Origin of the sequence: Billgrantia zhangzhouensis (genome assembly GCF_021404465.1) — a bacterium.
Taxonomy (GTDB): Bacteria; Pseudomonadota; Gammaproteobacteria; order Pseudomonadales; family Halomonadaceae; genus Halomonas; species Halomonas zhangzhouensis.
Map to the genome: position 1 here is coordinate 217297 of NZ_JABFTT010000003.1, position 14422 is coordinate 231718.

The window sequence follows — 14422 nt, forward strand, 5'->3', positions numbered from 1 at the left end:
AGGAAGGTCAGGCGATCTGTTTTAGCGCGGCTTCCAGATGGGTCAGGCTGCGTTCGCGGTTATGCAGCTTGTCGAGGCCGAACAGGCCGATCCTGAACGCCTGGTAGTCGGCACCTTCGTCGCACATCAGCGGCACGCCGCCGGCGACCTGGAGTCCGGCGGCGCCGAACTTGGTCACGATGCCGGGATCCTCGGTATAGCAGACCACCACGCCCGGGGCCTCGAAGCCCGGTGCTGCCACGCTGCGGTAGCCGTAGCGGGCCAGTAGCTCGCGCACTCCCTGGCCCAGCGCCCACTGCTCCTCGCAAACACGCTCGAAGCCGTACTCGGCGGTCTCGTGCATGATGTCGCGCAGCCGGGCCAGACCGTCGGTGGGCATGGTGGCGTGATAGGCATGGCCGCCGTTCTCGTAGGTCTCCATGATCGAGAGCCACTTGCGCAAATCGCAGGCAAAGCTGGTGCTGACAGTCTGCTCGATGCGCTCGCGGGCCGCTTCGGAGAGCATCACCATGCCGCAGCAGGGCAGGCCGCTCCAGCCTTTCTGTGGCGCGCTGACGAGGACGTCGATGCCCAGTTCGACCATATCCACCCACAGCGTGCCCGAGGCGATGCAGTCGAGTACGAACAGGCCGCCGATGTCATGTACCGCCGCCGCGACCCGCTTCAGGTAATCGTCGGGTAACAGCAGGCCAGCGGAGGTCTCGACATGGGGCGCGAATACCACCCCTGGCCGTTCTTCGCGAATGGTGCGCTCGACCTCCTCGATGGGAGCCGGAGCGAAAGGGGAGTGCGGATCCTGCGGGTCCAGACGGCGCGCCTTGAGCACCGTGGTCGAGGCGGCAATGGCACCCATTTCCAGGATTTGCGACCAACGATAGCTGAACTGGCCGTTGCGGATGATCAGGCAGTGCCGGCTGGTGGCGAACTGACGGGCCACGGCCTCCATGCCGAAGGTGCCGCTGCCGGGCACGATCACGGCACTGCGTGCCCGGTAGACTCTCTTGAGAGTCGCCGAGACGTCACGCATCACACCCTGGAAGCGCTGGGACATATGGTTGAGCGAGCGATCAGTATAGACCACCGAGTACTCGAGCAGGCCATCGGGGTCGACGTCGGGCAACAGGCCGGGCATTGCTTTCTCCCTTCGGTGCGTAGCTGTGTCTTCGAGCTAATGTCTTCGAATTAGTGTCTTTGAACCGAAGAGGATATGTCCTTTCCCGGCCATGGGCCAGTGCAGGGGGAATGGAAACACAGGAAACTAGGCCATCGGGCCGCACCATACCCCGGTTGGTGCGACCCGAGGTGGCCGACACTGCGAGTCGATAGCCCGCGATGTCGGCGCGATTGGGCTCACTTGTGGCAGAAATAGACTCTGGCTGGCGGAATGTTGATCGGCTCGAAGGTGCTCTCCACTCGGGTGAAGGTCTGGCGCAGGTCGGACGACACCTTGGGCGAGAACTGATAGATCAGCATCGCTCCCTCCGGTCCCAGAGCTTCATGGCTACCCTTGAGGATGCGCTCGCGGATCTCTGCGGGCATGGTGCTGAAAGGAAGGCCGGCCACCACGTAATCGGCAGCGGGCAGGCCCAAGCGCTCCAGTTCGGCCAGGATCGTTTCGGCCGAGCCGGCGATCACCTTGAGGCGCGGATCGGACAGGGAACGGTTGAGGAAGTCGACGAAGTCATCGTTGGTTTCGATCACCACGAGCGTGGCGTCGGGATGCAAGCGGCTGAGGATCTCTCGGGTAATGGTGCCGACTCCAGGACCGTACTCGACGACAACCCGGGCCCGCTCCCAGTCGACCGGTTCCAGCAAGCGGCGTACCAGGAAGGACGAGCTGGGAATGATCGAGCCGAGCATGCGCGGATGCTTGAAGAAGTTACGGGCGAACAGCGTCAGTTGGGCTCGTCGCTCGGGGCCTGCCAAGACCGAGGGTCGCTCTTGAACCGCCATGGGCATTCCTCCTTCAGTATTTGCTGAATATGCCTCCACTCTAGGCCAGCCTGCGCCGACGTGAAAGACTGGGGTGCTTCGTGGCGGTGCGCTACTTCGTTCGCCAAGGCATGGCTGGCTGGCTTGGATACACTTACGTTTAATTATAGTTTACGAAGGTTGTTTAATATACTTGACGTGATGTGAGGCGATTTTTCGCTTGAAAATGGAGAAATTTTGAGCGAATGTCATAAATTATTGACGCTGATCGCACATCCATCGTGCCGCCGGGTGCAACAATGCCTCATAACAATACCAGCGATTCGAACGACTACTCATCACCAGCCTTGATCACCTTCGAAGGGGTACAAAAGACCTACGATGGCGAAAATCTGGTCGTCAAGGACCTCAACCTGACGATCCGCCAAGGTGAGTTCGTCACCCTGCTCGGCCCGTCCGGGTCCGGCAAGACCACCTGCCTGATGATGCTCGCGGGCTTCGAAGTACCTACCAGCGGCGACATTTTCCTGCGCGAGCAGCGCCTCAACAGCGTACCGCCCCACAAGCGCAACTTCGGCATGGTCTTCCAGAATTACGCGCTGTTTCCGCACATGACGGTAGAGGAGAACATCCGCTATCCACTCAAGACGCGCAAGATGCCGGCCGCCGAGGCCGATCGCAAGGTGGCGCGCATCCTCGACATGATCCAACTGCGCGACTTCGCCAAGCGCCGGCCGACCCAGCTCTCCGGCGGCCAGCAGCAACGGGTGGCACTGGCTCGTTCACTGGTATTCGAGCCTCAACTGGTGCTGATGGACGAGCCGCTGGGGGCACTGGACAAGCAGTTGCGCGAGCAGATGCAGTTGGAGATCAAGCATATTCACGACCAGCTCGGGCTCACCGTGGTCTTCGTCACTCACGATCAGAGCGAAGCCTTGACGATGTCGGATCGGGTGGCGGTGTTCAACGATGGTGTCATCCAGCAGATCGATACGCCCAGCAATCTCTACGAACACCCCGCCAATGCCTTCGTCGCCCAGTTCATCGGCGAGAACAACACGCTGACAGGACGCATCGAGTCGGTGGAAGGGCCGCAGTGCCGGGCTCGCTTCGGCGATGGGTTCATTACCGGAGCGCTGATCGGCTCCGGTCTCGCCGTGGGCGATGCCACCCGGCTGTCGATTCGCCCCGAGCGGGTCAAGCTCAACGGCTCCGCACGGCAGCTGCCCAACCGGCTTCAGGCCCGCGTACGTGAATTCATCTATCTGGGAGATCACCTGCGGGTGCGCTGCGAGCTGGCTGGCAACGACGAGTTCATGGCTCGTGTTCCCGTGGATGACTTCGAGACCGGCATGCAGCCGGGAGACATGGTAGAGCTGGGCTGGCGCGACGAGGACGTACGCGCGCTCAACGCCTCCTGAATTCGGGTATCAGCCTGCAGGGACGCAATGCTTCGGTCATATCACATCAATAACAAGGCCCATCAGGCCGGGAGATAGAAAAATGACGCACAACCGCTTCCCGCTATCCCGCATCAGCCGTGGCATCGCCCTCGGCAGCCTGGTCACCCTCGGCTTGGCGGTATCCGCCAACGCCCAGGCGTTGACTGTCATTTCGTTCGGTGGCGCATCGGGCCAAGCCATGGAGAAGGCCTACTATGGTCCCTTCGCCGAACAGACCGGTATCAACCTGACCCCGGGCGATTACAATGGCGAGCTATCGCGCATTCGCGCCATGGTGGAGACCGGCAACGTCAGTTGGGACCTGGTGGAGATGGAGTCCCCCGAGCTGGTGCGCGGTTGCTTCGAGGGTCTGTTCGAGCCCATCGACTGGCAGCGTCTTGGCCTGGGTGGCGAACTGATCGATGCGGCCTTCGACGAGTGCGGTGTGGGTACCTTCGTGTGGTCGACGGTGCTGGCCTATGATGCCGATGCATTGGGTAGCGCACCGACCTCCTGGGCCGACTTCTGGGACGTCGAGCAATTCCCGGGGACCCGCGGGCTGCGTCGTGGCGCCAAGTACACCCTGGAATTTGCGCTGATGGCCGACGGTGTCGCCGCCAGCGAGGTATACGACGTGCTACGCACGCCGGAGGGCGTCGATCGCGCCTTCGCCAAGCTCGACGAGATCAAGGACCACATTCAGTGGTGGGAGGCGGGTGCCCAGCCGCCCCAGTGGCTGGTTTCCGGTGACGTGGCGATGACCTCTGCCTACAACGGCCGTATCGCCGCCGCACAGGAAGAGGGCAGCAACCTCGAGATCGTCTGGAACGAGAGCATCTACGACCTTGACTACTGGGCCATCGTGGCCGGCAGCGAGCATGTCGATGAAGCCTACGACTTCATCCAGTTTGCCAGTCAGCCCGAGAACCAGGCGGTCTATTCCAGCGAGATCCCCTACGGCCCCGTACATCCGGCGGCCATCGAGCAACTGGACGATGCCCAGGCCCGGCGCATGCCGACCCACGAGGAGAACATGGTAGGGGCGTTGGCCATCGATACCGGCTTCTGGGTCGATCATGGTGAAGAGCTGGAGCAACGCTTCAGCGCCTGGGCGGCCCGCTGAGCGACGCCGAGCGGCGGCCTTGGGCCGCCGCTAGCCCTGCTTTCACTTCGGGCCCGCCCTAGGGCTGGGCCCGGCACGCTTGAACCATGGGGTAGGCGATGTCTGCGAACCTGTCGGCAACCCTATCGCCGGCGAAGCCTGGCGGTAATCTCAAGGCGCAGTTACGCCGTGCCGAACGGCTGCGCAAGCTCAAGGCCATTGGCCTGGTGGCGCCGCTGGCGCTGTTTCTGATTGTCGTCTTCGTGGTACCCATTGGCAACATGCTGTGGCGCAGCGTCGACAACACCGAACTCGATTCGGTGATGCCGCTCACGGCAGAGGGGCTGCGCCACTGGGACGGCAGCGGGCTGCCGGACGAGGCCACTCTGGCCGCCTTCGCCGCCGAGCTGCGCGATTCACGTCAGGGCGGTGGGCTGGGTCGCATCAGCCGGCGCCTCAACTACGAGGATTCCCGTTATCGCAGCCTGTTGATGAATACCCTGCGTGGCCTGACGACGGTGGATGCGGTCGGCCCCGATACCGATTGGGTCGCGACCCTGACCGAGATCGATCCCGCCTGGGGGGAGACCGAGACCTGGCTCGGTATTCAGCGTACCGCGCCCACCACCACCGACCGCTACCTGCTGGCCTCGCTCGATCTGCAGCGTGGCGCCGACGGTGAGCTACAGCGCATCGCCGAGCGCGAGCGTATCTATATGGCGGTATTCCAGCGCACCTTGATCATTGCCGGCGGGGTGACGCTGATCTGCCTGGTGCTGGGATTTCCGCTGGCTTACCTGCTGGCCACGCTGCCGGCCAAGACCAGCAACCTGCTGATGATCCTGGTGCTGCTGCCATTCTGGACCTCGTTGCTGGTGCGCACCGCGGCCTGGATCATCCTGCTCCAGTCCAATGGACTGGTGAACCAGAGCCTGATCGTCACCGGGCTGATCGAATCGCCGCTGCAACTAGTGTTCAACCGGATCGGTGTCTTCTTCGCCATGGTGCACATCCTGCTGCCGTTCATGGTGCTGCCGCTGTACAGCGTGATGAAAGGGATCTCACCGAGCTACCAGCGCGCTGCGATATCGCTTGGCGCCCACCCCTTCGCCGCTTTCTGGCAGGTCTACGTGCCGCAGACCATTTCCGGTGTGGCGGCGGGCACCATCCTGGTCTTCATCATGGCACTCGGCTACTACATCACACCGGCGCTGGTGGGTGGCCCGGCCGACCAGATGGTCAGCTACTACGTGGCCTACTACACCAACACCACCAATAACTGGGGCATGGCCGCGGCACTGGGTAGCTTGCTGCTGGTGGTCACGCTGCTGCTCTATCTGGTTTACCACCGCCTGGTGAACCGCAAGCAACTGATCAGGAGCTGAGCCATGTCGCTGCCTCCCTATGCTTCGCCGGTGGAGAAAGTATGGTTCTGGACGTTTCGCCTGTTCTGCGGTCTGGTACTGCTGTTTCTGATTGCGCCGGTACTGGTGATCATTCCGCTGTCGTTCAGTAGCGGTTCCTTCCTCTCCTATCCGCTTCCAGGCTTCTCGCTGCGCTGGTACGAGGCGATCTTCACCTCCGCGGCATGGATGGGAGCACTGAAGAACAGCCTGATCGTGGCGCCGCTGGCCACGTTGCTGGCGATGATCTTCGGTACCCTGGCCGCGGTGGGCCTCAACCGCGCTGACTTCCCCGGCAAGGGGGCGATCCTGGCGCTGCTCATCTCGCCGATGGTGGTGCCGCTGGTGATCGTGGCGGTCGGCATGTATTTCTTCTTTGCCCAGGTCGGGCTGCTCAACTCCTATACCGGCTTGGTGCTGGCCCATACGGTATTGGGCGTGCCCTTCGTGGTGATCACCGTCAACGCTACGCTGCAGGGCTTCGACTTCAACCAGATGCGCGCCGGAGCTAGCCTTGGCGCCGACCCAGTGCGGGTGTTCTTCACCGTGGTGCTGCCGCAGATCGTGCCCGGTGTGGTATCGGGCGGGTTGTTCGCCTTTGCCACCTCCTTCGACGAAGTGGTGGTGGCGCTGTTCATTGCCAGCCCCACCGAGCGTACACTGCCGATCCAGATGTTCTCCGGCATCCGCGAGAACATCAGCCCGGCGATCGCTGCCATGGCCACCATCCTGATCCTGATCTCGACGCTGCTTTTGGTTACCATGGAGCTGCTGCGACGACGCAGTGAGAGGTTGAGGGGCAACTCCTGAGCCATTCGCCGCATTCGTCTGTCACTGCGCCCCGTACCGCGGGGCGCAGTCGTGTCGGTGTCCAAGAGCGTTGGTGTTCGGGCACGTGAGAGTCGGAGTCCCTGCGTGAACGATTTCCTGATCATTGGTGGCGGCGTCATCGGCATGCTGACCGCCTGTCAACTGGCCGAGGCTGGCCATGGCGTCACCCTGGTGGAGCGGGGCTACTGCGGCCAGGAAGCCTCCTGGGCCGGCGGCGGTATCGTCTCGCCGCTCTACCCCTGGCGCTACAGCGAGCCGGTGTCGCAGCTTGCTCGAGGCGCGGGAGAGCGTTATGCCGAGATGGCGGCGATGCTGCTAGATGCCACCGGTATCGATATCGAGTACCGCCAGAAGGGACTGCTCTACCTGCGGGTGGAGGACGCTGAGCAGGCTTTCGCCTGGGCGCAGCGGCAGGACTGGCCGCTGGAAAAGGTGGAGGCTCCCTTCATCTATGCCAAGGAGCCCTGGCTGTGCGAAGGGATAGATGAGGGCTTGTGGATGCCGACACTGGGTAGTGTGCGCAACCCGCGACTGTGTCGGGCGCTACGCACACGCCTCGAGGCGCTACCCAGCGTTCTCCTGATGGAGCAGGCCACCGTGCAGCGGTTGATCGTCGAACGGGGGCGTGCTTGCGGTGTCGAGACCGAGCAGGGGCGCGTCGAGGCTGGTCGGGTCATTCTTTGTGGCGGAGCCTGGAGTAGCGTGCTGCTGGCCGAGCACGACGTGGCGTTGCCGGTGCGGCCGGTAAAAGGTCAGATGATGCTGTTCGCCACGCCACCGATGGCGGGAGGGCGTCAACTGCTCAAGCGTGTGGTACTGAGCGACGGTCGATATCTGATACCGCGTGGCGACGGTCGGGTGCTGGTCGGCTCCACCCTCGAGCAGACCGACTTCGACAAGAGCACCACCGCGGAGGCTCGCGAATCGCTGTGGCACAGCGCCGTTGCCATGCTGCCGGCCCTAGCCGACTGCAGGGTGGAGCAGCACTGGGCCGGACTGCGCCCGGGTGCCCCGGATGGTATCCCCTTCATCGGCGAGGTGCCGGGCATCGCTGGGCTCTTCGTCAATGCCGGGCACTATCGCAATGGACTGGTGCTGGCCCCGGCGGCAACCCGACTGCTGGTCGATCTGCTGCTGGGGCGCGAACCGGCTATCGACCTCGCACCCTACCGGCCCGCGTGCCTGGGCGGGGCCGGCAGGACAGGTGCCTAACCGCGCTCGGCGGCCTGGATCGCCGTCAGCGCGATGGTGTAGACGATGTCGTCGACCAGGGCACCGCGTGAGAGGTCGTTGACCGGCTTGTTGAGGCCTTGCAGCATCGGCCCCACGCTGACTACCCGTGCACTGCGCTGCACCGCCTTGTAGGTGGTGTTGCCGGTGTTGAGATCGGGGAACACGAACACCGTGGCACGGCCCGCCACGGGAGAGTCCGGCGCCTTCTGGCGGCCCACGCTCTCGATGGCGGCGGCGTCGTACTGCAGCGGGCCGTCGATCAAGAGGTCCGGGGCCAGCTCGCGGGCCAGCTGCGTGGCCTGGCGCACCTTGTCGACGTCGGCGCCGCTGCCGGACTCCCCGGTCGAATAGCTGATCATGGCCACCCGCGGCTCGATGCCAAAGGCCTGGGCGGAGCGCGCGCTCTGGATGGCGATCTCGGCCAGTGCCTCGGCGTCGGGGTCCGGGTTTACAGCACAGTCGCCGTAGACCACCACCTGCTCCGGCAGCAGCATGAAGAAGATCGACGATACCTGGCGATAGCCGGACGCGGTCTTGATCAACTGGAAGGCGGGGCGAACGGTGTTGGCGGTGGTATGAACGGCGCCGGAAACCAGGCCGTCCACTTCATCGAGCTGCAGCATCATGGTGCCCAGCACCACGTTGTCCTGCAGCTGATCCTCAGCGGTGAGCTCGTTCACCTTGCCTCGCCGGCGCTCCACCATGGGTGCCACGTAGCGGCTGCGAATGAGCTCGGGGTCGAGGATCTCGAGCCCTTCCGGCAGCTCGATCCCGCGGTTGCGGGCGACCTCCTCGACCTCCTCGCGGCGGGCCAGCAGCACGCAGTTGGCGATGCCGCGACGCTGGCAGATGGCGGCGGCCTCCACGGTACGCGGCTCATTGCCTTCCGGCAGGATGATGCGCCGGTTGGCGCGCTGGGCCAGCTTGACCAACTGATGACGAAAAGCCGAAGGCGACAGACGCCGTGCAAAGCCACGGCTCAGGTGGTCCTTGAGCCACTGCAGGTCCAGGTGGCCGGCGACGAAACGCGTTACCTGCTCGGCGCGCTCCAGGTCGTCCATGGGTATGTCGTTGCTCATCCGGCCCAGATTCTTGGCGGTGGTGAAGCTGTCGGTATCGACCGCCAGCACCGGCATGCCGGTCTTCAGTGCCGGGCGGCACATCTCGATCATGTTGTCGTTGGGCATGAAGCCGTTGGTCAGCAGCACGCCGGCCATGGGGACGCCGTTCATGGTGGCCAGCGCCGAGGCCAGTACGATGTCGTCGCGGTCACCCGAGGCGACGATCAGGCTCCCCGGGCGGAATACGTGCAGGGCATTGGCGGCGCTGCGGGCACATAGGCTGGTGGAGAGCACGCGGCGGTTGGCGGCGTCACCCTCATGCAGGAACCTGGCGTCGAGCGCCCGTGCCACATCGACCACTCGCGGTGCGATCAATGCGGGGTTGTAGGGCACCACGCCGATCAGGTGGAAGCGGTCGGTGGCCAACACCGGCGAGTGACGGCGCAACTCGGCAAGGAAATCGTCATCGAGCAGCACGCTGCTGGTGCCCGGGGCCAGGGCCGGCTCCTCGGCGCCGGGCAGATTCTGCATGCGCATCAGGATGCAGCCCAGGGTCCGTGTGGAACCCACTCCGCCGAAGGCTTGTGCGTGCATGTCGAGCTGTTCGGCCAAGGCACCGGGGGCGGCGGCATCGCCACTGCCGACCAGGACGATACGCGCGTTGAGCGCATGGGCCAACTGGGCGTTGAGCTGGGTGGCGTAGGTGCCGTGGGCGGTGGGGACCACCCCCTCCACCACGATCAGGTCCGGTGTGGTGCCGTCGTGGCCGTCCATGGTCTGATCGAAGAGCTCGATGACCTGCTCCATCAGCACATCGAGACGGTCCTGGCGCAGCAGGCGCTCCATGTCGGTCTGGGCGATGGGGGCCGGCGGGCGCAGATCGAGGGTGCTGCTCACCAGGACGGTGGAGCGGTCGGGGCCGGGGCCGTTCAGCTCGTCCTGGCGGAACGGCTTGAGAAAGCCCGTTTTCAGACCGATGGTATCCAGCGCCTGCATCAGGCCCAGGCAGGCGGAGGTCAGCCCGACTCCCACCGAGGTGGGTACCATCAGCAGCACCTTGGTGTGTGGACGTACGTCGTGTGGCGTCATGCGGAAATCTCTTCCAGTCGCTGGCGGGTCTCGGTGGCGATCTGCCCTTCTTCGTCGGTGGGAATGACCCACAGCTGTCGGCCGCCGGCGTCGATGCGGCCCTCCTGGCCGCGGATCGTCTCACTATTGACGGTACGGTTGAGCTGCAGCCCGAAGTGGGGCAGCAGGGCGACGACCCGCTCGCGTACCAGCGACGAGTTCTCGCCGATCCCGCCGGTAAAGACGAGACCGTCCAGGCGGGGTAGGGCGCAGGAAAGTGCGGCCAGCGACTTGGCGATGCGGTAGCAGAACACCTCGAGGGCAAGGGTTGCGCCGGGATGGCCTTCTGCCTCGGCGGCCTCCAGCTCGCGCATGTCGTTGGTCAGGCCCGAGAGTCCCAGTAAGCCGCTGCCGCGGTTGAGGACCTCATAGATGCGCTCGATGGTCCAGCCGAGCTGGCGCGACAGGTGAGCGTGCAGGCCCGGATCGATGTCGCCGCTACGAGTACCCATTACCAGCCCTTCCAGAGGCGTTAGCCCCATACTGGTGTCCAGACTCTTGCCCTTCCATACGGCGCAGGTCGAGCAGCCGTTACCCAGATGGGCGGTGAGCCAACCGCCACCCTCGAGCCCGCTCAGGGCATCGGCACGCCGACTGACATAGGCATGACTGGTGCCATGGAAGCCGTAACGGCGTATGCCGTGGTCGCGGTAGAGCGCCTCGGGCAAGGCATAGCGATAGGCCCGCTCTGGCAGCGTCTGGTGAAAGGCGGTATCGAACACCGCTACCTGGGGCAGGCCGGGAAACAGACGGCGAGTCGCGGCAAGCCCTGCCAAATTGGCGGGGTTGTGCAGCGGGGCTAGGGCGGCAGTCTGCTCAATGGCAGAGACCACCTCGTCATCGATCAACGCGGCGCGCGTGAAGCGCTCGCCACCGTGCACGATGCGATGGCCGACTGCCACCGGCAGACGCCCCTCCAGCCGCCCGAGGATGGCTTCCAGTGCCTCGGTAGGGTCGGCGGCACCCAGCGACTGTTCGAACGTCTCGCCTTGGCTGTCGGTTCCCTTCAGGCGTGCATCGCTGCTACCCAGACGTTCCGCCAGCCCGGTTAGGCGTGGCTGGTCCGGCGCGGATGGCACCAGGGCATATTTGATCGACGACGAACCACAGTTAATGACCAGTACCGAGGCGTTCATCGGAGCTCCGCATGATGAGAGTATAGTGGCAGGATAGGCGCAAGACTTTAGTCTATCATCCCGATGCCGCCATCGGTCCTGCCCCAAGTCAAGTGCATACTTTAATTAGCCGTCTATCGAAAATGCTGGCATGCTGATGAGCTTCTATTCCGCTGGAAAACGCCATGACGACTGATACCGCAGTGCTTGGTAGTGCATCGCTGCTGCCGCGCCACTTCGCCGTATTGCTGTTGGCCTCCGTTGCCACCCTGTTCGCCGGCAACCATGTTGCGGCCCGCCTGGCGTTCGACGAGGGCACCGGGCTGCTGCTCGCCGTGCTGGTGCGCTCCGCCGTGGCTCTCAGCGTGCTGGTAGCGCTGTTTTTCCTGCAGCGCAAACGTTTCTCCTTTCCGGCCGGCGCCGGGCGCTGGCAACTGCTGGCCGGTCTGATGGTGGCCATCCAGAGCCTGTGCCTTTATGCGGCGGTGGCGCGTATCCCCGTGGTCGTGGCACTGCTGTTGATGAATACTTTCCCCATCCAGTTGGCACTGCTGACCTGGGCGCTGGGTGGGCCGCGACCGACGCTGCGCGCGGCGCTGATCATGGCGGCGATTCTGGTCGGTCTGATGGTCGTGCTCGACATTCCCGCCTGGCTGGCTACGCCCGAAGCGCTTGGCCCGGGGTGGCTGCCGGGCATCGGTTTCGGCCTGGGGGCCGCCGCCGCCTTTTCCGTGGCGCTGTGGACCACCGAGCACCATCTGGGGGAGGTGGGGAGTACCCTGCGTAGCCTCCTGACCATGCTGACGGTGCTGGTACTGATGATCGTAGCCGGCGTGCTGCAACTGGTGCCGGGCGGTATGGCCCTGCCGGCTAGCGGTACGGGTTGGGGCGCGCTCGCTGCCCTGGCGCTGCTCTATAGCGTGGCTTTCTCGGTACTGTTCATCAGCGTGCCGCGGCTGGAAATGGCGCGCAATGCGCCGGTGATGAACGTGGAGCCGGTGGCTTCGCTGCTGCTGGGCTATCTGGTGCTGGGGCAGATTCTGTCTGGCACTCAATTGGTCGGCGGGGCGATCGTGTTGGGCGGCATCGTGGCGCTGAGCCTATCTCCACGCTGAGGGCTGACTTCTCGTTACGAATCGAAACTATCTTCTGTCTATTCGGCTTGCATGGTCGAAAACCCTGTACCACACTGGAATCGGTGTATGGAAACACCGTTTCTTAATGGAGGTGAAGACATGAAACTGCTAGCCGTTCCCGCTGCAGCATTGATGGCAGGTACGTTCATTTCCTCGGCCCAGGCTCAGCAGACTCAGACTCAGCCTCAGGCCCAACCCCAAGCTCCGACCCAGCAGCATACACAGACTCAGGGTCAGGCTCAGCCGCGCACACAGCAGCAGGTCCATATGCCAATGTACCCGCAAGGCTATATTGGCGCAGATGCCATGTTCTGGGATCTCAGCAACGACGTCGGGCCTTCGGGCGATTCCGCTGGCTTGCGCCTGCGCGGTGGTGCCCAGTTCAACGAATTTTTCGGTCTCGAAGCGCACCTGGGCACCGGTGGCTCGGATGGTCCGGTCGAGCTGGATCACCTCGTCGGGGCCTACGGCAAGGGCATTCTGCCGCTCTCCGATGAATTCCGCCTCTACGGTTTGGCCGGTATCACCGAGGTCGACTTCGATGTGGGGCGTGAAGATGGATTCTCCTACGGTGCCGGTGCCGAATTCGACATCGCGCCTAACTTCTCCGTCGGTGCCGACTACATGCGCTACCTGGATCGCTCCGACCATACCTTCGATGCGGCAAGCGTCGGTTTGCGTTTCCGCTTCTAAGCCGACACCTGAGTCATGTCGCGATAGTGAAACGCCTCCGGTCTCGCGACCGGAGGCGTTTTCCGTTGCTTGTCATGACTGGCCGCAGGGTTCAGCCGCCGGGCCACCTGCCATGTTCCTTCCACTTGGACAGCAATGCGGGCAGGTGCCTCAGCTCTGCGCTTTCCACGACCTCGACTCGTAAGCTCTGTCGGCGCTGCAGTTCGGTAAGGCGCGGCTTGGCCTTGTCGAACTCACCGCAGGCGAGCAGGACGCGGGTCGCCGAAAGCCCGGCGGAGTGATCGAGGGTTTCGTGCAACCGCTGCAGGCCCTGCTCGAGGCAAACTTCGGTGCCGGGGCGGGCGATCAGGCATTCGATGAACAGCAGTTGGTTGCGCTCGACCGCCAGGCAACTGGGCACCACCGGCCTGTCGTTGCGATCGACGTTCAGATCGAGGAGATGGGCACCACTACACACTTGAGAGAGCCGGGCTGCCTGAGCGCTGAGCCAGGCATATTCCGTCAGCCAGCCGCCGCCCAGGTAATGAGCGCCTTCCAGCGAGGTAATGGAAAGGCTGCAGGGCGCCTGATTGTCCCATTCGAGCAGGCCGGCCTCGCTCAGAGCCGTCAAGGCATCGGTGGCGGGAAAACGGGGGGCGACATGGAGTCGCTGATGTTCGGCGCCGGTCCGTAACCGGGGAGACGCATGCGGGTCGGGAGTTTCCAGCACGCCGCCATCACCATGCACCATATCGTGCAGCTCGCCGAGGAGGGAGGCAAGCCGGTCGGCGCGCTGGGCCAAGTGGCGCGTCAGGGATTGGCGCTGCATGCAAGCCGAACGCCACTCCATGCTGTCGGACAAGGCCCTGACACGTTTGCGGCCGTTGGCCTGCAGGTAACGATCGATGTCGAGTACCGGTTCGATGGCCATGATCTCGGGAGCGGAGCCGGGATCGTCATGTGACAGACGGTAGATAGCCCCGGCCTTGACGTCGGCATACAGTAGATCGGCGGCGCAGCGTTGCAGTGCCTGCTGGAACAGCAGGGCAATGAGCGTACGGCAATCGCCTACGTCCAGGGTGACCGAGAGGGAAGGAGTGTCGAACTGCTGGCGATAGAGGGTATCGGCCAACGCATCGGCGTATTCGGCGCAACGTCGCGGTTCGTCCGAGGGAAGGCTGGGATATGTCTCGATCCTGGTATCCCTGGGCAGTTCATGGCGCAACAGGATCGCCAGCCGTTCGGCCGCCTGTGGCGATGAGTGGCACGGAATCAGCACGATTCGCTGCGGACGCAATTGCAGTATCGGGATCAGGCTTGCCTCGGGGCGCTCTGTTACCAGCGCGACGTGCAGGTGTGACATGGGC

12 protein-coding genes are annotated in these 14422 nt (G+C 63.9%); 7 read left to right on the plus strand and 5 right to left on the minus strand.

The window, feature by feature from the left end; genetic code table 11:
* Positions 1-7: 7 nt before the first annotated feature.
* Together HOP51_RS04735 and HOP51_RS04740 are read right to left on the minus strand one after the other, a co-directional pair.
* Positions 8-1132 carry an aminotransferase class V-fold PLP-dependent enzyme gene (locus tag HOP51_RS04735; protein ID WP_234272813.1) on the minus strand — a complete coding sequence of 375 codons (1125 nt, stop codon included), beginning with the start codon at positions 1130-1132 and terminating at the stop codon, positions 8-10.
* Positions 1133-1350: 218 nt separating this feature from the next.
* Positions 1351-1953, minus strand: coding sequence for a class I SAM-dependent methyltransferase (locus HOP51_RS04740; protein ID WP_159550661.1), 603 nt, complete (start codon positions 1951-1953; stop codon positions 1351-1353).
* A gap of 278 nt (positions 1954-2231) precedes the next feature.
* Between HOP51_RS04740 and HOP51_RS04745 the strand changes: the two genes are divergently transcribed.
* From HOP51_RS04745 to thiO, 5 genes are all read left to right on the plus strand, one after another.
* A complete protein-coding gene (locus tag HOP51_RS04745; RefSeq protein ID WP_234272814.1) occupies positions 2232-3353 on the plus strand; it encodes an ABC transporter ATP-binding protein in 1122 nt (373 codons plus the stop codon).
* Between the two features lie 82 nt (positions 3354-3435).
* Positions 3436-4497 carry an ABC transporter substrate-binding protein gene (locus HOP51_RS04750; protein ID WP_234272815.1) on the plus strand — a complete coding sequence of 354 codons (1062 nt, stop codon included), beginning with the start codon at positions 3436-3438 and terminating at the stop codon, positions 4495-4497.
* A 98-nt stretch (positions 4498-4595) separates the two neighbouring features.
* Positions 4596-5861, plus strand: coding sequence for an ABC transporter permease (locus HOP51_RS04755; protein ID WP_234272816.1), 1266 nt, complete (start codon positions 4596-4598; stop codon positions 5859-5861).
* 3 nt (positions 5862-5864) lie between these two features.
* Complete coding sequence (locus tag HOP51_RS04760; RefSeq protein ID WP_234272817.1) at positions 5865-6689, plus strand: ABC transporter permease; 825 nt, start codon at positions 5865-5867, stop codon at positions 6687-6689.
* 105 nt (positions 6690-6794) lie between these two features.
* A complete protein-coding gene (thiO, locus tag HOP51_RS04765; protein WP_234272818.1) occupies positions 6795-7922 on the plus strand; it encodes a glycine oxidase ThiO in 1128 nt (375 codons plus the stop codon).
* On the opposite strand, the gene pta is transcribed toward thiO, so the two are convergent.
* Entirely contained in the window at positions 7919-10093 is a 2175-nt protein-coding gene (gene pta / locus HOP51_RS04770; RefSeq protein WP_234272819.1) for a phosphate acetyltransferase, read from the minus strand. The genes thiO and pta overlap by 4 nt on opposite strands.
* On the minus strand, positions 10090-11268 hold the full coding sequence (locus HOP51_RS04775) for an acetate/propionate family kinase (protein ID WP_234272820.1): 1179 nt from the start codon (positions 11266-11268) through the stop codon (positions 10090-10092). Before HOP51_RS04775 ends, pta begins: the two co-directional genes overlap by 4 nt.
* Positions 11269-11432: 164 nt before the next feature.
* Here HOP51_RS04775 and HOP51_RS04780 point away from each other — a divergent pair, with 164 nt between their 5' ends.
* The gene (locus HOP51_RS04780) at positions 11433-12362 is read left to right on the plus strand and encodes an EamA family transporter (RefSeq protein WP_234272821.1); all 930 of its coding nucleotides are present in this window, start codon (positions 11433-11435) and stop codon (positions 12360-12362) included.
* Positions 12363-12482: 120 nt separating this feature from the next.
* The gene (locus HOP51_RS04785) at positions 12483-13076 is read left to right on the plus strand and encodes a porin family protein (protein ID WP_234272822.1); all 594 of its coding nucleotides are present in this window, start codon (positions 12483-12485) and stop codon (positions 13074-13076) included.
* Between the two features lie 91 nt (positions 13077-13167).
* Here the strand turns inward: HOP51_RS04785 and HOP51_RS04790 are convergent, their stop codons facing one another.
* Positions 13168-14418, minus strand: a complete 1251-nt coding sequence (locus HOP51_RS04790) for a PDDEXK family nuclease (RefSeq protein ID WP_234272823.1) — start codon at positions 14416-14418, stop codon at positions 13168-13170.
* Positions 14419-14422 lie beyond the last annotated feature (4 nt).